18 protein-coding genes are annotated in these 19,002 nt (G+C 49.9%); 11 read left to right on the forward strand and 7 right to left on the reverse strand.

Annotation, left to right across the window (positions count from 1 at the left end; translation table 11 throughout):
- Positions 1 to 2: 2 nt before the first annotated feature.
- The 6 genes from ydjJ to ydjE all read left to right on the forward strand — a co-directional run bounded on the left by ydjJ (position 3) and on the right by ydjE (position 6,216).
- Positions 3 to 1,046, forward strand: a complete 1,044-nt coding sequence (gene ydjJ, locus AABJ99_RS10910) for an NAD(P)-dependent alcohol dehydrogenase (protein ID WP_000798095.1) — start codon at positions 3 to 5, stop codon at positions 1,044 to 1,046.
- A 20-nt stretch (positions 1,047 to 1,066) separates the two neighbouring features.
- On the forward strand, positions 1,067 to 1,903 hold the full coding sequence (ydjI, locus tag AABJ99_RS10915) for a ketose-bisphosphate aldolase (protein ID WP_000878883.1): 837 nt from the start codon (positions 1,067 to 1,069) through the stop codon (positions 1,901 to 1,903).
- 4 nt (positions 1,904 to 1,907) lie between these two features.
- Positions 1,908 to 2,855 (forward strand): sugar kinase, encoded by a 948-nt coding sequence (gene ydjH, locus AABJ99_RS10920; RefSeq protein ID WP_001354718.1) that lies wholly within the window; start codon positions 1,908 to 1,910, stop codon positions 2,853 to 2,855.
- Positions 2,856 to 2,864: 9 nt separating this feature from the next.
- Entirely contained in the window at positions 2,865 to 3,845 is a 981-nt protein-coding gene (gene ydjG, locus AABJ99_RS10925; RefSeq protein ID WP_000723727.1) for an NADH-dependent methylglyoxal reductase, read from the forward strand.
- 136 nt (positions 3,846 to 3,981) lie between these two features.
- Positions 3,982 to 4,740, forward strand: a complete 759-nt coding sequence (gene ydjF / locus AABJ99_RS10930; protein WP_000719088.1) for a DeoR/GlpR family DNA-binding transcription regulator — start codon at positions 3,982 to 3,984, stop codon at positions 4,738 to 4,740.
- Positions 4,741 to 4,857: 117 nt separating this feature from the next.
- Positions 4,858 to 6,216: an MFS transporter gene (ydjE, locus tag AABJ99_RS10935; RefSeq protein ID WP_338387556.1), complete on the forward strand. Its 1,359-nt coding sequence runs from the start codon at positions 4,858 to 4,860 to the stop codon at positions 6,214 to 6,216.
- 92 nt (positions 6,217 to 6,308) lie between these two features.
- Here the strand turns inward: ydjE and pncA are convergent, their stop codons facing one another.
- From pncA to sppA, 4 genes are all read right to left on the reverse strand, one after another.
- Positions 6,309 to 6,950, reverse strand: a complete 642-nt coding sequence (gene pncA, locus AABJ99_RS10940; protein WP_039020740.1) for a bifunctional nicotinamidase/pyrazinamidase — start codon at positions 6,948 to 6,950, stop codon at positions 6,309 to 6,311.
- Between the two features lie 10 nt (positions 6,951 to 6,960).
- Positions 6,961 to 7,977 (reverse strand): asparaginase, encoded by a 1,017-nt coding sequence (ansA, locus tag AABJ99_RS10945; RefSeq protein WP_001170162.1) that lies wholly within the window; start codon positions 7,975 to 7,977, stop codon positions 6,961 to 6,963.
- Between the two features lie 131 nt (positions 7,978 to 8,108).
- Positions 8,109 to 8,819, reverse strand: coding sequence for an SIMPL domain-containing protein (locus AABJ99_RS10950; RefSeq protein ID WP_001030438.1), 711 nt, complete (start codon positions 8,817 to 8,819; stop codon positions 8,109 to 8,111).
- A 115-nt stretch (positions 8,820 to 8,934) separates the two neighbouring features.
- Positions 8,935 to 10,791 (reverse strand): signal peptide peptidase SppA, encoded by a 1,857-nt coding sequence (sppA, locus tag AABJ99_RS10955; RefSeq protein WP_039020741.1) that lies wholly within the window; start codon positions 10,789 to 10,791, stop codon positions 8,935 to 8,937.
- A gap of 160 nt (positions 10,792 to 10,951) precedes the next feature.
- Here sppA and ydjA point away from each other — a divergent pair, with 160 nt between their 5' ends.
- The 3 genes from ydjA to topB all read left to right on the forward strand — a co-directional run bounded on the left by ydjA (position 10,952) and on the right by topB (position 14,614).
- Positions 10,952 to 11,503, forward strand: a complete 552-nt coding sequence (gene ydjA, locus AABJ99_RS10960) for an NAD(P)H nitroreductase (RefSeq protein ID WP_039020742.1) — start codon at positions 10,952 to 10,954, stop codon at positions 11,501 to 11,503.
- 116 nt (positions 11,504 to 11,619) lie between these two features.
- On the forward strand, positions 11,620 to 12,663 hold the full coding sequence (gene selD / locus AABJ99_RS10965) for a selenide, water dikinase SelD (protein WP_001295485.1): 1,044 nt from the start codon (positions 11,620 to 11,622) through the stop codon (positions 12,661 to 12,663).
- A 4-nt stretch (positions 12,664 to 12,667) separates the two neighbouring features.
- The gene (gene topB, locus AABJ99_RS10970) at positions 12,668 to 14,614 is read left to right on the forward strand and encodes a DNA topoisomerase III (RefSeq protein ID WP_039020743.1); all 1,947 of its coding nucleotides are present in this window, start codon (positions 12,668 to 12,670) and stop codon (positions 14,612 to 14,614) included.
- Positions 14,615 to 14,705: 91 nt separating this feature from the next.
- Here the strand turns inward: topB and gdhA are convergent, their stop codons facing one another.
- A complete protein-coding gene (gene gdhA, locus AABJ99_RS10975) occupies positions 14,706 to 16,049 on the reverse strand; it encodes an NADP-specific glutamate dehydrogenase (RefSeq protein WP_000373043.1) in 1,344 nt (447 codons plus the stop codon).
- A 235-nt stretch (positions 16,050 to 16,284) separates the two neighbouring features.
- Here gdhA and ynjH point away from each other — a divergent pair, with 235 nt between their 5' ends.
- Positions 16,285 to 16,557, forward strand: coding sequence for a YnjH family protein (gene ynjH, locus AABJ99_RS10980; RefSeq protein ID WP_039020744.1), 273 nt, complete (start codon positions 16,285 to 16,287; stop codon positions 16,555 to 16,557).
- Here the strand turns inward: ynjH and nudG are convergent.
- Positions 16,523 to 16,930 carry a CTP pyrophosphohydrolase gene (nudG, locus tag AABJ99_RS10985; RefSeq protein ID WP_039020745.1) on the reverse strand — a complete coding sequence of 136 codons (408 nt, stop codon included), beginning with the start codon at positions 16,928 to 16,930 and terminating at the stop codon, positions 16,523 to 16,525. The genes ynjH and nudG overlap by 35 nt on opposite strands.
- Before the next feature lie 86 nt (positions 16,931 to 17,016).
- Between nudG and ynjF the strand changes: the two genes are divergently transcribed.
- The gene (gene ynjF, locus AABJ99_RS10990; RefSeq protein WP_001353164.1) at positions 17,017 to 17,637 is read left to right on the forward strand and encodes a CDP-alcohol phosphatidyltransferase family protein; all 621 of its coding nucleotides are present in this window, start codon (positions 17,017 to 17,019) and stop codon (positions 17,635 to 17,637) included.
- Between the two features lie 8 nt (positions 17,638 to 17,645).
- Here ynjF and ynjE read toward each other — a convergent pair whose 3' ends face one another.
- Entirely contained in the window at positions 17,646 to 18,953 is a 1,308-nt protein-coding gene (ynjE, locus tag AABJ99_RS10995) for a thiosulfate sulfurtransferase YnjE (protein ID WP_039020746.1), read from the reverse strand.
- Between the last annotated feature and the right edge of the window lie 49 nt (positions 18,954 to 19,002).

Raw genomic sequence — 19,002 nt, forward strand, 5'->3', positions numbered from 1 at the left:
AAATGAAAAATTCAAAAGCAATATTGCAGGTGCCGGGCACAATGAAAATTATTTCAGCAGAAATACCTGTGCCTAAAGAAGATGAAGTTTTGATTAAAGTAGAATATGTCGGTATTTGTGGTTCAGATGTACATGGTTTTGAATCAGGCCCGTTTATTCCGCCTAAAGACCCAAATCAAGAAATTGGCCTGGGTCATGAATGCGCCGGGACGGTTGTGGCTGTGGGAAGCCGTGTGCGCAAATTTAAAGCGGGGGATCGGGTAAATATCGAACCTGGCGTTCCTTGCGGTCACTGTCGTTACTGTCTGGAAGGCAAATATAACATCTGTCCGGACGTTGATTTTATGGCGACACAACCCAACTACCGCGGCGCATTAACGCACTATCTGTGTCATCCGGAGAGCTTTACTTACAAACTGCCCGACAATATGGACACGATGGAAGGGGCGCTGGTGGAGCCTGCCGCAGTCGGGATGCATGCCGCGATGCTGGCAGATGTTAAACCGGGTAAGAAGATAATTATTCTGGGAGCGGGTTGTATTGGTTTGATGACGTTGCAAGCATGCAAATGCCTGGGAGCTACGGATATTGCCGTCGTTGATGTACTGGAAAAACGTCTGACAATGGCGGAACAGCTCGGCGCGACAGTGGTTATTAACGGCGCAAAAGAAGACACTATTGCACGCTGTCAGCAATTTACCGAAGAAATGGGCGCAGATATTGTTTTCGAAACAGCGGGTTCTGCGGTCACCGTTAAACAGGCACCTTATCTGGTAATGCGCGGCGGTAAAATTATGATTGTTGGTACTGTACCGGGCGATTCGGCAATCAATTTCCTCAAAATCAATCGCGAAGTCACTATCCAGACAGTATTCCGCTATGCCAATCGTTATCCGGTCACGATTGAAGCTATTTCCTCAGGGCGATTCGATGTGAAATCGATGGTGACACATATTTACGATTATCAGGATGTACAACAGGCATTTGAAGAGTCGGTTAACAACAAACGCGACATTATTAAAGGCGTTATTAAAATTAGCGATTAATTAATACGGGAGAACAGAATATGCTCGCAGATATCAGATATTGGGAAAACGATGCCACAAATAAACATTATGCAATTGCCCATTTTAACGTATGGAATGCAGAAATGTTGATGGGCGTTATCGACGCAGCCGAAGAAGCGAAATCACCGGTTATTATTTCTTTTGGTACAGGTTTTGTCGGGAACACCTCATTTGAAGATTTCTCTCACATGATGGTATCAATGGCAAAAAAAGCAACGGTGCCGGTAATAACTCATTGGGATCATGGTCGGAGTATGGAAATTATTCATAACGCCTGGACTCATGGTATGAATTCATTAATGCGTGATGCTTCCGCATTTGATTTCGAAGAAAATATTCGTTTAACCAAAGAGGCTGTTGATTTCTTCCATCCGCTGGGTATTCCGGTAGAGGCAGAATTAGGGCATGTCGGTAATGAAACCGTTTATGAAGAAGCGCTGGCGGGCTATCACTATACCGATCCTGACCAGGCGGCTGAATTTGTTGAACGTACGGGCTGTGACTCATTGGCTGTCGCCATCGGCAACCAGCATGGGGTTTATACGTCAGAGCCACAATTGAACTTTGAGGTCGTCAAACGCGTACGCGATGCCGTTTCTGTTCCGCTGGTTTTGCACGGCGCATCGGGGATCAGTGATACCGACATTAAAACTGCAATTTCGTTGGGTATCGCGAAAATCAACATTCATACGGAGCTCTGTCAGGCCGCAATGGTAGCAGTGAAAGAAAACCAGGATCAGCCTTTCCTGCATTTAGAACGTGAAGTACGTAAAGCTGTAAAAGAACGGGCATTGGAAAAAATTAAACTGTTCGGTTCTGATGGCAAAGCGGAATAATGATATGGATAATCTCGACGTTATTTGTATAGGTGCCGCTATTGTTGATATTCCATTGCAACCGGTCAGTAAAAATATCTTTGATGTGGATTCTTATCCTCTTGAAAGAATCGCAATGACCACCGGGGGTGATGCAATAAATGAAGCAACAATTATTTCTCGTCTGGGCCATCGCACAGCATTAATGAGTCGTATTGGTAAAGATGCCGCCGGGCAATTTATTCTCGACCATTGCCGCAAAGAGAATATTGATATTCAAAGCCTGAAGCAGGACGTCAGCATAGATACCTCTATTAACGTTGGACTGGTGACGGAGGATGGCGAGCGGACGTTTGTCACAAACCGTAACGGCAGTCTGTGGAAATTGAATATTGACGATGTTGATTTTTCGCGGTTTTCTCAGGCGAAATTATTATCTCTGGCCAGTATTTTCAACAGTCCTCTATTGGATGGTAAAGCGCTAACAGAAATTTTTACGCAAGCTAAAGCCCGGCAGATGATTATCTGTGCCGATATGATCAAACCGCGGTTGAATGAAACGCTGGATGATATTTGCGAAGCATTGAGTTATGTCGATTATCTGTTTCCTAATTTTGCCGAGGCAAAATTACTCACTGGGAAAGAGACACTGGATGAAATTGCTGACTGCTTTCTTGCGTGCGGCGTAAAAACGGTGGTGATTAAAACGGGTAAAGACGGCTGCTTTATCAAGCGTGGTGACATGACGATGAAGGTGCCGGCGGTCGCAGGAATAACCGCCATCGACACTATTGGCGCCGGCGATAACTTTGCTTCTGGCTTTATAGCGGCTCTGTTAGAAGACAAAAATCTGCGTGAATGCGCACGCTTTGCCAATGCAACGGCGGCTATCTCGGTTCTAAGCGTCGGTGCCACCACCGGTGTAAAAAACAGAAAGCTGGTCGAACAATTGCTGGAAGAATACGAAGGATAATGAAGGCAAATGAAAAAGATACCTTTAGGCACAACGGATATAACGCTTTCGCGAATGGGGTTGGGGACATGGGCCATTGGCGGCGGTCCTGCATGGAATGGCGATCTCGATCGACAAATATGTATTGATACGATTCTTGAAGCCCATCGTTGCGGCATTAACCTGATTGATACTGCGCCAGGATATAACTTTGGCAATAGTGAAGTTATCGTCGGTCAGGCGTTAAAAAAACTGCCCCGTGAACAGGTTGTAGTAGAAACCAAATGCGGCATTGTCTGGGAACGAAAAGGGAGTTTATTCAACAAAGTTGGCGATCGGCAGTTGTATAAAAACCTTTCCCCGGAATCTATCCGCGAAGAGGTAGAAGCCAGCTTGCAACGTCTGGGTATTGATTACATCGATATCTACATGACGCACTGGCAGTCGGTGCCGCCATTTTTTACGCCGATCGCTGAAACTGTCGCAGTGCTCAATGAGTTAAAGGCCGAAGGGAAAATTCGCGCTATAGGCGCTGCTAACGTCGATGCTGACCATATCCGCGAGTATCTGCAATATGGTGAACTGGATATTATTCAGGCGAAATACAGTATCCTCGACCGGGCAATGGAAAGCGAACTGCTGCCGCTATGTCGTGATAATGGCATTGTGGTACAGGTTTATTCCCCGCTAGAGCAGGGATTGTTGACCGGTACCATCACTCGTGATTACGTTCCGGGCGGCGCTCGGGCAAATAAAGTCTGGTTCCAGCGTGAAAACATGCTGAAAGTGATTGATATGCTTGAACAGTGGCAGCCACTCTGTGCTCGTTATCAGTGCACAATTCCCACTCTGGCACTGGCGTGGATATTAAAACAGAGTGATTTAATCTCCATTCTTAGTGGGGCTACTGCGCCGGAACAGGTACGTGAAAATGTCGCGGCACTGAATATCAACTTATCGGATGCAGACGCAACATTGATGAGGGAAATGGCAGAGGCTCTGGAGCGTTAAATACTCAACACGATTCACCTCTGTTTCTGTGAAAACAGTGATGAAAATCTGTGATTCAAACAGGTTATTTTGAAAGTAAACATCGGTTATGCGATAATCGCGCTAATGTGATGTAAAAAGATACAGGGGTGTAATCGTGGCGGCAAAAGACAGGATTCAGGCAATTAAGCAAATGGTTGCCAACGATAAAAAGGTGACAGTCTCAAATTTGAGTGGGATTTTTCAGGTAACCGAAGAAACCATTCGCCGCGATCTTGAGAAGCTGGAAGATGAAGGCTTTTTGACCAGAACCTATGGTGGTGCTGTTTTAAATACAGCGATGTTGACGGAGAATATCCATTTTTATAAGCGCGCTTCATCGTTTTATGAAGAGAAGCAGCTTATTGCACGCAAGGCACTACCCTTTATCGACAATAAAACCACTATGGCAGCCGATTCCAGTAGTACCGTTATGGAATTGCTCAAATTGTTGCAGGACCGTAGTGACCTGACGTTGCTAACTAACTCGGCGGAAGCGATTCATGTTCTGGCTCAATCAGAAATTAAAGTCGTTTCAACGGGGGGGGAACTAAACAAAAATACACTTTCCCTGCAAGGAAGAATTACTAAAGAGATCATCAGCCGCTACCATGTCGATATCATGGTAATGAGTTGTAAAGGTCTTGATATTAACAGCGGCGCGCTGGACTCTAACGAAGCGGAAGCTGAAATCAAAAAGACAATGATCCGTCAGGCGACAGAAGTTGCGTTATTGGTTGATCACTCTAAGTTTGATCGCAAAGCTTTTGTCCAGTTAGCTGACTTTAGTCATATTAATTACATAATAACTGATAAATCACCGGGTGCAGAGTGGATAGCATTTTGCAAAGACAATAATATCCAGCTGGTATGGTAATTTAAGCACACGTTGTCAATATTATTTGTTCCTGCGCCTGGAAAATAAAATGATGATAAAGATGCGGCAAGTGAATTTGCCGCAATTGCTACCTTTTTAGCAAATCCGAGGCACCTAATGGAACAATATGATCAAATTGGCGCAAGACTGGACCGCTTGCCTTTGGCCCGGTTTCATTATCGTATATTTGGAATTATAAGCTTTAGTCTGTTATTAACGGGTTTTTTGAGTTATTCAGGCAATGTTGTTTTAGCAAAGCTGGTAAGCAATGGATGGTCAAATAATTTCCTCAATGCCGCCTTTACCTCGGCATTAATGTTTGGTTATTTCATCGGCTCTCTTACCGGTGGGTTCATCGGTGATTATTTTGGGCGGCGCAGGGCTTTTCGCATAAATCTTCTCATCGTCGGTATTGCGGCAACAGGGGCCGCTTTTGTCCCTGATATGTACTGGCTCATTTTCTTTCGCTTCCTGATGGGCACAGGAATGGGGGCGCTGATTATGGTTGGCTATGCTTCGTTTACGGAGTTTATCCCCGCGACGGTGCGTGGAAAATGGTCCGCACGGCTCTCATTTGTTGGTAACTGGTCGCCCATGCTGTCTGCGGCGATAGGCGTGGTGGTTATCGCTTTTTTTAGTTGGCGGATAATGTTTCTGCTGGGTGGTATTGGCATACTGTTAGCCTGGTTTCTCTCAGGTAAATACTTTATTGAGTCGCCTCGATGGTTGGCGGGGAAAGGACAAATCGCAGGTGCAGAAAGCCAACTTCGTGAAGTAGAGCAGCAAATTGAAAGAGAGAAGAGTGTTCGTTTACCCCCGCTTACTTTGAATCAGAGCAACAGCAAGGCTAACGTAATCAATGGTACTTTCTGGCTGCTGTTTAAAGGGGAAATGTTACGACGTACATTAGTCGCGATTACTGTTTTAATTGCAATGAACATTTCACTTTATACCATCACCGTATGGATACCGACCATATTTGTTAACTCCGGCATTGATGTTGATAAATCAATATTAATGACTGCTGTTATTATGATTGGCGCTCCGGTAGGTATATTTATTGCGGCATTAATTATTGATTATTTTCCTCGTCGATTATTTGGCTCCGCCTTACTTATTATTATTGCCGTGTTAGGCTATATCTATTCAATTCAGACTACAGAGTGGGCGATTTTAATCTATGGCCTGGTGATGATCTTCTTTTTGTACATGTATGTTTGCTTCGCGTCGGCGGTTTATATACCGGAACTTTGGCCAACGCATTTACGCTTGCGTGGTTCGGGTTTCGTTAATGCCGTCGGACGGATCGTCGCAGTCTTCACGCCCTATGGCGTTGCGGCATTATTAACACATTATGGGTCAATCACGGTGTTTATTGTGCTTGGTGTGATGTTAGTGCTCTGCGCGCTGGTTCTCTCCATTTTTGGCATCGAAACGCGGAAGGTGTCGCTGGAAGAGATTTCTGAGGTGAATTAAATCTTTCGTTGATGGTGTCAATTGCCAGATGTACCACTGACGTGTTTTATCTGGCCTACAATGGCAGTACAGAATTGTAGGCCAGCATAAAATTACTCCTGCGTCTCTTCCCAGTCTGCCAGCGTATATAGCGTTGCCCCAGCTGCTGACATCTCCATAAACGCGTGCGCACTGTCCTGTGGCTGGATATTCACGCCACGACAACCATCGGTAATCACATTAACCTTATAACCTAACTGTAACGCGTCCAGCACGGTAAACTTCACGCAATAGTCAGTAGCCAGGCCCATAATGATCAATTCATCGATTTCATGATCGCGTAACCAGTCATCGAGCGTGGTTTTCTGCCGACGGCCGTTATCAAAAAAGGCACTGTAACTGTCAACTAAAGGATTTTCGCCTTTATGGAACACCGCTGCGATCGCTTTTTGGTTCAGTAACGGATGTAATTGTGCGCCTTCACTGTTCCGCACACAGTGATCTGGCCAGAAGGTTTGTGGCAAACCGTCGAGTTGGCCTGGCGTATAAGGCTCTACACCGTGCTGACTGGCAAAACTGCCGTGATTCGCCGGGTGCCAGTCTTGACTGGCGATAACCGCTTCACCGCGCGACTGGCACCAGTCAATCAGGCGGTTAGCGACATCCACCGTACTGTCACCTTCCGGCACGGCGAGCGCGCCACCAGCACAGAAATCATTTTGTAAATCGACCAGTAACAGGGCGCGAGGGGGCATTGCAGTCTCCTTAATCATCCGGCGTCAGTTCGCCGCGCAGGTTTTGGCTCATGGCCTTGCGAATGGTTTCAGTATCCAGTTCCTGGCTAAGCAGGTAATGCAGTTTGGTTAGCGTCGCTTCTACAGTCATATCTGCACCGCCAATAACGCCGGCATGGGCGAGGGCGTTACCGGTGGCATAACCCCCCATGTTCACTTTACCGGACATACATTGTGTCAGGTTGACTACCACAATTCCGCGATCGCTGGCTTCTTGTAATTCTTGCAGGAAGGCTTTGTTTTGTGGCGCATTACCCACGCCATATGAGCGCAGAATCAATGCTTTCACCGGTTGGCGCAGAAAATTGCGCACGACGTCAGCAGAAATCCCCGGATAAATCGTCACTACGCCAATTGGTTGTGGGGTGATTGGATGAACGATCAATTCCCCTTCACCGTGCGGGGCGGGGGGCGTATTCAAACGACGAATATGGATACCTGCTTCCAGTAACGGAGGAAGGTTTGGAGAGGCAAACGCATCAAAACCATCGGCATGGGCTTTGGTGGTACGGTTGCCACGATAAAGTCGATTATTAAAAAAGAGAGTTACTTCGTTGATAGGATAATTCGCCGCAACGTACAACGCATTCAGCAGATTAATTTGTCCGTCAGAGCGTAACTCAGCCAGCGGGATTTGTGACCCTGTCACAATGACCGGTTTACCGAGATTCTCGAGCATGAACGACAGCGCAGAGGCGGTATACGCCATCGTGTCGGTGCCGTGCAGAATGACAAAACCATCATAGTCGTCATAATGCGCTTTAATATCTTCAGCAATATGCTGCCAGTCTTCTGGCGTCATATCTGAAGAGTCCATCAGCGGCGTATATTCATGAATGGTGAAATCTGGCATCTCCGGGCGATGGAATTCCGGCATCAGCGCCAGTTGGCGTTGTAGATGACCTGACACCGGAATATAACCCTGCTCGGAACGCTGCATCCCGATGGTCCCGCCCGTGTAGGCGACGTAAATTGATTTCTTTTGCATGATATTGATATGAATGATATCGAAAGAGCAAAAGTATATACGTGAGGGGCAGCGAGCGCACCTGGATACTCTGTGGATATGAGAAAAGTCCGGCAGAACGGAGGGATTAGTGTCCCGCCGGAGAAAAGTGGTTAATCCTGCAACGCATAGGTTACGGTGGTGACTACGCGTACCGTTTTATTAATCGCCGTAGGATCATCTTCATCACTGCCACTGGCGAAGATCTGGAACACGCCTTGTGAGGCATCGCTAATTGACCCCACCTGGCTACCTGAGTCCGTTGCAAATTGTAATGCTGCGTTGCGTGCATCTTTGGTGGCGGCGGCAATCATCTCAGCGCGCAGTGCGCCAATACCATTAAAGCGATAGGCGACTTTGCTCTCAGCGATAGCGCCCTCCGTAGCGACTTGCAGTTCGTTTAATTTCGCGACGACTTTTTCGACAGCAGCAACATTATGGGTTTTTATCGTCACTGACCCGTCTGCGTTATAGCGTGGCATTGTGGGATCATCTTTCAGATAAAAGGAATCTGTTCGCTTGCTTGTCCATTGGCCCAGGGTTATCTCTTTCTCGTTAATCCCCTGAGCATTGAGTTCGGCAACAATTTTTTTCTGCGCGTCTTCCAGTTTCGGGAACAGTTCGCCGGGAATATTACCCTTAAAGTTAATCGCAATTGTTAATTCTGCCGTATCTGCGCGAACTTCTTTTTCAGAAAGCCCACGCACATTTACATAACGGTTATTGGTTTTTAAATGTTTAACACCATCGCCAACAAAATAACCACAGGCGCTAATCCCCAGTCCGAGGACGATAGCGGCAATTAAAGAGGGGGCCTTATTCACTGATGACTCCATATCAGATGCTAAATGAGCAAGGGAATGTAGTGGAGAGAGGGAGTGAAAGACAGTCCGATTCAGGAGTGTGGCCGACAGCATATCGGCCACATTTTTGCAGGATTTAACGCACGTTGGCGCAGGTCAGGCAAAACGCATAGCGGTTTTGTGGGTCGTTAAACGCTGCCAGCTTGTCGCTTTCACTTTTAACGGTAGAGGCTACCGAGGCCAGCGGTGCAGGTAACATGGCCTGGAACGCATCTGGCAACATTGCCCGGACAGAACCAGACATATTGTCCATCACTTTGTCGAAGAAGGTCGGTTCATCAACGTAGTATTCCAGATGCCACTGTTTCACTTTTGCCAGCTCTGCTGCTTTGGCAACCGCATCATCGAAATCTCCGAGACTATCGACCAGCCCGTTAGCTTTTGCATCCTGACCGGTCCAGACGTGGCCCTGGGCGATTTTATCAATCTGCTCCGGCGTCGAATGACGCGCATCAGCAACCAGCGTGATAAAGCGTTTATAGCCATTCTCAATGCTTAACTGCATCATCTGCTGCGCTTCCAGCGGCAGTGCCTTGGTGATAGAAACATCCGCCAGCGGTGAAGTTGAGACGCCATCGGTATGAACACCAATCAAATCCAAACTATTTTCTACGGTAGTGATCACGCCGAAGATACCGATAGAACCGGTCAGGGTGCTGGGGTTAGCCACAATGTAATTAGCTGGCGTGGAAATCCAGTAACCACCAGATGCCGCCATGCCGCCCATCGATACAACCACAGGCTTACCCGCTGCCCTGGCAGCTGCCAGTTCAGCGCGAATCACTTCAGAGGCGGTAACGCTGCCGCCAGGGCTATTAACACGCAGAACAATCGCTTTCACTTTCGGGTCAAGGCGAGCGTCGCGGATTTGTGCCGCAGTGGTATCACCGCCAACATTCCCCTGAGTTTCCTCGCCATCCATAATTGCGCCATTCGCGAAGACGACACCGATGCTGTCACCGGTATCTGCCGGCGTTTTCAATGCGTAATCGTAATAACTGATGGCGCGATAATTTTTATCAGTCTTACTCCAGCCGAACTCTTTGGTCAGAGCTTTTTCGATTTCGGCACTTGATGCCAGTGCATCGACCAGCTTGTTTTCCAGCGCATATTTCGCGGTATCGCCACCGGTTTTGGTTAAACCCTCAAGCAACCCTTGCGCACCAGGGAATACCTGCTGAGCAGGGATCTGCCGGTTAGCGGCAACAGTATTCAGATAGTTTTGCCACAGCTCACCGATCCAGCGGCTGTCAGCTTCGCGGGCTGCCGGTGACATATCATCACGAATAAACGGTTCAACGGCAGATTTATACGTACCCACGCGGAACACATGGGTGGAAACTTTCAGCTTATCCAGTAACGATTTGTAGTACAGACCGTTGGTAGCAAAACCGTGCAGATCCACCACGCCTTGTGGAGATAGCCAAATTTTGTTGGCGAAACTGGCGAGATAATATTGCCCCTGGCTGTAGTTCTCGCCTAAGGCATAAACTGGTTTCCCGCTGTCACGAAACTCTTTCAGGGCTTTGCCGATGTACTGCATAGACGGCTGGTCGCCGCCTGCGAAGTTTTTCAGATCCATCACGATACCGGTGATATTGCGGTCATCCTTCGCCTGGCGAATGGTGTTGACGATATCAAACAGTGAGTTTTCCTGCAGACGATCGGAACTGGCACCAAGGAGCTGGCGGCTTAGCTTACTAAACCGCTGAGAACTGTCGGGTTTATCGACGATTACACCAGATATGTCCAGCAGCAGCGCGCCACGACTGGCCGTTTCTTTCGAATCACCACCACTGACCTGCATCCAGATCCCCACACCAACCAGTACGAGAAAAATAAAGAACAGGTTAAGTACCATTTCACGGACGAAATTCAGCAGACGCCACGTCCATTTAAAAAATCCGGCAATAAATCGCCAAAGGGTTCGCATGTATTCTCCCAAATTAAGGTCACACCTGTCACAGGCGCAATAGATGTGGTTATCGTAATGACCCAACCGGCACTTGTCAGCAGGAATTGCGGACTGTGCTGTAACAAAATCCACTCTCGTGTTAATTTTGTGAATAAATATCATGACAGGAGTTAATCAAATGGATGCACTCGAACTATTGATCAATCGCCGTAGCGCCTCCCGCCTGGCTGAACCCGCGCCAACGGGTGAACAACTGCAAAAGATCCTGCGTGCGGGTATGCGTGCGCCGGACCATAAGTCCATGCAACCGTGGCATTTTTTTGTGATTGAAGGGGAAGGACGCGAGCGTTTCAGCGCATTATTGGAACAGGGGGCGATTGCTGCCGGTAGTGATGACAAAGCTATCGACAAAGCGCGTAATGCGCCGTTCCGCGCACCGCTCATCATAACGGTGGTGGCAAAATGCGAAGAAAATCATAAAGTCCCGCGCTGGGAACAGGAAATGTCTGCGGGATGTGCGGTCATGGCGATGCAAATGGCAGCAGTTGCCCAGGGGTTTGGCGGCATCTGGCGCAGTGGCGCATTAACTGAAAGTCCGGTAGTGCGTGAAGCATTCGGTTGCCGTGAGCAGGATAAAATTGTCGGTTTTCTCTACCTTGGTACGCCGCAGTTGAAAGCATCTACATCGATAAACGTTCCGGACCCGACGCCGTTTGTGACTTATTTCTGATAATTGTCGCGAAACTGTCTGGATTGTGAGCAAAGGCGCAGGAATTCAGACACTCTCACTTATCACTTCATGGAATGAGGGTTACCATACCCGGATTGCATTGACAGGAGATGTCCATGAGCGAGAACTCGATTCGTTTGACCCAATACAGCCACGGTGCAGGTTGCGGCTGTAAAATTTCCCCAAAAGTGTTGGAAACCATCCTGCACAGTGAGCAGGCGAAGTTTGTTGATCCGAATTTGCTTGTGGGTAATGAAACCCGCGACGATGCGGCGGTGTACGATCTGGGCAATGGCACCAGCGTTATCAGTACCACCGACTTCTTTATGCCGATCGTTGATAATCCTTTCGATTTTGGCCGCATTGCGGCGACTAACGCCATCAGCGATATCTTCGCGATGGGTGGCAAACCGATTATGGCGATTGCGATCCTCGGCTGGCCTATTAACAAACTTTCCCCTGAAATTGCCCGCGAAGTAACCGAAGGTGGACGCTATGCATGCCGTCAGGCGGGTATTGCGCTGGCTGGCGGTCACTCCATCGATGCGCCGGAGCCGATTTTTGGTCTGGCGGTAACGGGGATCGTACCGACCGAGCGGGTGAAGAAAAACAGTACTGCACAAGCCGGATGCAAACTGTTCCTGACGAAACCGCTGGGAATTGGCGTTCTTACTACGGCTGAGAAAAAATCACTGCTGAAACCAGAACATCAGGGACTAGCGACGGAAGTGATGTGCCGGATGAACATCGCAGGCGCGTCCTTTGCCAACATCGAAGGCGTAAAAGCGATGACTGACGTGACTGGTTTTGGTCTGCTGGGGCATTTGAGCGAAATGTGTCAGGGTGCTGGTGTGCAGGCGCGAGTCGACTATGAAGCGATCCCGAAACTGCCGGGGGTTGAAGAGTACATTAAGTTGGGCGCAGTGCCTGGCGGCACCGAACGTAACTTTGCCAGCTATGGGCATCTGATGGGTGAAATGCCGCGTGAAGTGCGCGATCTGCTGTGCGATCCGCAAACTTCTGGCGGTCTGCTGCTGGCGGTCATGCCGGAAGCAGAAAATGAGGTCAAAGCTACAGCCGCCGAGTTTGGCATTGAACTGACGGCGATTGGCGAACTGGTGCCAGCGCGCGGCGGTCGTGCCATGGTTGAGATCCGTTAATTCAATGCGGTTGTTTATTGCCGAAAAACCGAGTCTGGCGCGCGCCATTGCTGATGTCCTGCCCAAACCGCACCGGAAAGGCGATGGCTTTATCGAGTGCGGTAATGGCCAGGTGGTGACCTGGTGTATCGGTCACCTGCTTGAGCAGGCGCAGCCAGACGCCTACGACAGTCGCTATGCGCGCTGGAACCTGGCCGATCTCCCCATTGTCCCGGAAAAGTGGCAATTACAGCCACGGCCCTCCGTGACCAAACAACTGAACGTCATCAAACGCTTCCTGCATGAAGCCAGCGAAATCGTTCACGCCGGGGACCCGGACCGCGAAGGGCAATTGCTGGTGGATGAAGTGCTGGACTACCTACAACTGGCACCGGAAAAGCGCCAGCAGGTACAGCGTTGTTTGATAAACGACCTGAACCCGCAGGCGGTTGAGCGGGCGATCGATCGTCTTCGCTCCAATAGCGAGTTTGTACCACTGTGCGTTTCTGCGCTGGCGCGAGCGCGTGCCGACTGGCTGTACGGCATCAATATGACCCGTGCGTATACTATTCTCGGTCGCAATGCCGGTTATCAGGGCGTGCTTTCCGTGGGCCGCGTGCAGACGCCCGTGCTCGGGCTGGTAGTGCGCCGCGACGAAGAGATTGAAAACTTCGTGGCGAAAGACTTCTTTGAAGTCAAAGCGCATATCGTGACACCTGCCGATGAGCGGTTTACCGCTATCTGGCAACCGAGCGAAGCGTGTGAACCTTATCAGGATGAAGAAGGGCGCTTGTTACATCGTCCGCTGGCGGAGCATGTGGTCAACCGCATCAGCGGCCAACCGGCTATTGTCACCAGCTATAACGATAAACGGGAATCAGAATCCGCACCGCTGCCGTTTTCGCTTTCGGCGTTGCAGATTGAAGCGGCTAAACGCTTTGGTCTGAGCGCGCAGAATGTGCTTGATATTTGCCAGAAGCTGTACGAAACGCACAAGTTAATCACTTATCCGCGTTCCGATTGTCGCTATTTGCCAGAAGAACATTTTGCCGGACGCCACGCGGTGATGAATGCTATCAGCGTCCATGCGCCGGATCTGTTGCCGCAACCAGTGGTAGATCCAGATATACGCAACCGCTGCTGGGATGACAAAAAGGTCGATGCGCACCACGCCATCATCCCGACCGCACGGAGTTCTGCGATCAACCTGACGGAGAACGAAGCGAAGGTCTATAACCTGATTGCCCGTCAGTATTTGATGCAGTTCTGCCCAGATGCGGTGTTCCGCAAGTGTGTTATCGAACTGGACATTGCCAAAGGCAAATTTGTCGCTAAAGCCCGTTTTCTTGCTGAAGCAGGCTGGCGCACACTGTTAGGCAGCAAAGAGCGCGATGAAGAAAACGACGGCACGCCACTGCCTGTGGTGGCGAAAAGCGATGAGTTACTGTGTGAAAAAGGTGAGGTGGTAGAGCGACAAACGCAGCCGCCGCGCCATTTTACCGATGCAACACTGCTTTCGGCGATGACCGGGATCGCGCGCTTTGTGCAGGACAAAGATCTGAAAAAGATCCTTCGTGCCACCGATGGTCTGGGGACAGAAGCAACCCGTGCCGGGATTATTGAACTGTTGTTCAAGCGTGGCTTTCTGACCAAAAAAGGGCGCTATATCCACTCCACCGACGCCGGAAAAGCGTTATTCCATTCGCTGCCAGAAATGGCTACGCGACCGGACATGACCGCGCACTGGGAATCGGTGCTGACGCAAATCAGCGAAAAGCAGTGCCGCTATCAGGACTTTATGCAACCGTTGGTGGGGACGCTGTATCAGTTGATTGATCAGGCCAAACGTACGCCGGTGCGGCAGTTTCGAGGCATAGTGGCTCCAGATGGCGGAGAAGGAAATAAGAAGACTTCACCCCGTAAGCGAGCAGCGAAAAAAAGCCCGCCATCAGCAGAGGCGGCAGTGGAGTGATAATGTAATGCTCTGATGCAGTCAGTTTTCGTAGGCCAGATAAGGCGTTCACGCCGCATCTGGCATAAACGCCTGAAACGGCGCTAATGACTTAAATCACCCCCTGCGCCAGCATCGCATCCGCAACCTTCACAAAACCGGCAATGTTCGCGCCCTGCACGTAGTTGGTTTGCTCACCTTCACCACCATGCTCAACACAGGCATGGTGGATATCCAGCATGATGTGATGCAAACGTGCGTCAACTTTCTCGGCTTTCCAGCCCAGGCGCGCAGCGTTTTGCGCCATTTCCAGGCCGGATGTAGCTACGCCACCAGCATTAGCCGCTTTACCCGGTGCAAACAGTACGCCTGCCTGCTGGAACAGTTCAGTCGCTTCGATGGTGGTCGGCATATTTGCCCCTTCGGCGACGGCTTTAACGCCATTGGCGATAAGCTGATGCGCGGCGTCTACATCCAGTTCGTTCTGGGTGGCGCAAGGCAGGGCGATATCAACTGGTACAGACCACGGCTGTTGGCCTTCGAGATAGACCAGACCAAATTCTTTGGCGTAATCTGCCACACGACCATCGCGGCTGGCTTTGATTTCGATAAGACGCGCCAGTTTCTCTTTCGTGAATCCGCTTTCATCAACGACAGTGCCACTGGAGTCTGACGCAGTGATCACACGAGCACCAAATTCCATCGCTTTTTCGATAGCGTACTGAGCGACGTTGCCGGAGCCAGAAACGGAAACGCGCATCCCTTCAAAACCCATACCGTGGCGTTTTAGCATTGCTTCTGTGAAATAAACCAGACCGTAGCCGGTTGCTTCCGGGCGAATAAGACTGCCGCCAAAAGAAAGCCCCTTACCGGTGAAGACGCAGGCGGTATTGTTGGAGAGCTTTTTCATCATCCCCGCCATAAAGCCGACTTCACGACCACCAACGCCGATATCGCCCGCCGGAACGTCGGTATCTGCGCCCAGGTGGCGATACAGTTCAGTCATTAGCGCCTGGCAGAACCGCATCACTTCGCCTTCGCTTTTCCCTTTCGGGTCGAAATCGCTGCCGCCTTTACCACCGCCCATCGGCAGAGTTGTCAGGGCATTTTTGAAGGTTTGTTCAAAGCCGAGGAATTTGAGAATGGAGAGGTTTACCGACGGATGGAAGCGCATACCACCTTTGTACGGGCCGATGGCGGAGCTGAACTGCACGCGCCATGCACGGTTGACCTGCACCTGGTTGCGATCGTCAACCCATACCACGCGAAACTGGATCACGCGCTCCGGCTCAACCAAGCGCTCCAGTAATGACATTTGGCGATATTTTGGATTTTGTTCAAGAAAAGGCCAGAGTGTGGTCATTACTTCACGAACGGCTTGCGCGAACTCGGTTTGATTCGGGTCGCGCTTTTGGACATGGTTGAGGAATGACTCCAGAGAATATGTCTGATCCATAGATATAAAACCCTTATATATTAATACGATTATGCTTATGTTGTTTATGTCATGTGCTTTTGCAGTTTTCGACTATACCATCAAGAATGTGACGGTAAGCAAGAAAAAAATGACTCACGAAAGCAAATTAATAACGGGAGAAATCTCATAACCATAAGCGATAACTCAGACGCTAAAGTTTTGCCGCCAGGCTACCGTTATCAGTAGCAGAGACAAAAACGTTAAGGAGTTCCCTGTGAGTCGAGCATTGTTCGCCCTAGCATTGGCATTTCCATTAATTGCACTGGCTAACCCGCATTATCGTCCGGACGTGGAGGTGAACGTACCGCCAGAAGTGTTCAGTTCAGGCGGGCAGTCAGCGCAGCCCTGTACTCAGTGCTGCGTTTATCAGGATAAAAATTATTCTGAAGGGGCGGTAATTAAAGCCGAAGGAATACTGCTGCAATGCCAGCGGGATGACAAAACTCTTAGCACTAATCCGCTGGTCTGGCGGCGCGTAAAGCCATAAACGCCTTTAATAGTGGAATGTCAGCAGGGGCCAGCGGATATTGCAGAGCCTCTTCAGGTGAGCACCAGACCAGCGCCTGATGTTCATGTGCCTGTAACGTCCCGTGGAAGTGGGGTACGTACCAGGCATGAAGATGGATAATCCGCCCCGACACTTCTCGCTGATGGCTGGCAACATACTCACCCACAGTTGCTTCGATGCCCAATTCTTCGCGTAACTCACGCACTAGCGCCTGCCGCTGGCTTTCATCCGGCTCGACTTTACCACCGGCAAACTCCCATAATCCCGCCTGATCGCTATGGGCGGGGCGTTGAGCGAGTAAAATTTTGCCATCACGTTCGATGATGGCGGCAACAACTTCAATCATATTCATAAATTACACACGGGCAGATAAGCGAAAAATGCCATAATATCCGCACTGTTGCTCAATCAGAAAGGCTTTATATTTAAGGAGTGCCTGTGTTAGACCGCCATCTTCATCCCCGAATTAAACCTTTGTTGCATCAGTGTGTGAAGGTGCTGGATAAACCCGGCATTACGCCAGATGGTTTAACATTAGTGGGATTTGCCATCGGCGTGCTGGCACTGCCGTTTCTGGCGCTGGGCTGGTATCTGGCGGCGCTAATCGTCATTTTGTTGAACAGGCTGCTTGATGGTCTGGACGGCGCGTTGGCGCGGCGAAGAGGACTTACCGACGCGGGTGGCTTTCTCGATATTTCTCTCGATTTTCTTTTTTACGCACTGGTGCCTTTTGGGTTTATCCTCGCCGCACCGGAGCAAAACGCGCTGGCAGGCGGCTGGCTGCTGTTTGCGTTTATTGGCACGGGAAGCAGTTTTCTCGCATTTGCTGCGCTGGCGGCGAAACATCAGATTGATAATCCCGGTTATGCGCATAAATCGTTTTATTATCTGGGCGGGTTAACCGAAGGCAGCGAGACGATTTTGCTGTTTGTTCTGAGTTGCCTCTTGCCAGCTTATTTTCCGTGGTTTGCGTGGGTATTTGGTGCGTTGTGCTGGATGACGACCTTTACGCGGGTGTGGAGTGGGTATCTGACGCTGAAGTCGCTCCAGCGCCAGTAATTGCAATGTTATTTGCTGCTGTCCGGGCCGCGCTCACCGGTTGCTACGGGATTTTTCGGATCGCTGCTCCATTCGTACCAGCCGCCGTCGTAAACGGAGACGTTATTCCAGCCCATTGCTCGTGCGTACATAAAGGTTTCGGACGCGCGCCAGCCGGTGCCGCAGTAGAATGAAACTTGCTGATCTGGTTTGATATTCCATGCTTTCCACATAGCGGCAATATCATCGGCGCTACGCATGGTGCCATCCGGGTTATGGAAATCCTCCATATGCGTCGAGTCGCTACCAGCGTGTCCCCAACGGGCTCCGGCTATTTCACCTTTTGGCTTAATATAGCTGTAACCACTGGTCGTACCGATAAATTCTGGCCACGAACGAATGCTGACCAGCGATGCATCCTGGCGATGCAGCAGCCCACGGGCCTGTTCCATATCAAGCATCAACTGCGGTTGCGCCGGGATCTTCACGCCGAAATCCGGTTCAGCTTTCACTTTCGGTGGCGTTCCGCGCTCAACAGGCAGTCCCGCGTCGGACCAGGTTTGCCAGCCGCCGTCCAGCAGGCGCACATCTTTCACCCCTGCATAGAGCATAATCTGTGCTACACGCGCTGCTGCGTATACATCGCGACCATATAGAATCACCGTGGTGTCATGACGAATGCCATGCTTTGCCAGCATCGCTTTCAGTTGCTCATCAGAGACTTTATTCCACAGCGGTTCGCTTTCCACTTCATTGGTATCGATGTAATCCGCGCCGGGAATATGGCTGATAAGGTAAAGCTTAGGAGCGCCCCAGGCCGCTTCAATGACTTTCCAGTCACCGGCAGGTTTCGCTGTAACGTCTTTTCCTTGTTGCAGGTCATGCAGCCATTGTGGATAAACCAGCTGCTCAAAGTGCGGAAGTTTTTGCAGACGGGAAGGTTCGCTTAGCGCGTCACTCAAAATGGAGATATGCGTAAAGCCTGCTTTTTGCAGACGCGTTTTGACGGCGTTGACATCTTTGTCATTACCGTACAGCGCCACCGGAGCATCGGTTTTCAGGTTATGTAGCTTGATCCACGCGTTGAGCTGTTCGGTGCTCATTTTGTCGAGCCAGCTAGCAGAAAGGTTTAAGGCGGCAGGTTCATGACCGGAAGGGCCATTTAAGGTTTGTGGCCAGCCGTTATAAAACGCGCTGGGGCGAGTATCTATCGCTTTGCCATTTTGTTGTTGAAGCTGGTCAAGAGCAAGAGGCTTCGCCAGTTCAGCGGCCCACGAAGAAGCGCAAGCCAGCCCTAAAGCCATTGCCAGCGCGGTCATTTGAGAAACACGTTTCATCGAAAATCCCGACATTGTAGTTTTGAGTGCGCCATTCTGAACTGACGCA

It is taken from the genome of Escherichia coli (genome assembly GCF_036503815.1).
Classification (GTDB): domain Bacteria; phylum Pseudomonadota; class Gammaproteobacteria; order Enterobacterales; family Enterobacteriaceae; genus Escherichia; species Escherichia coli_F.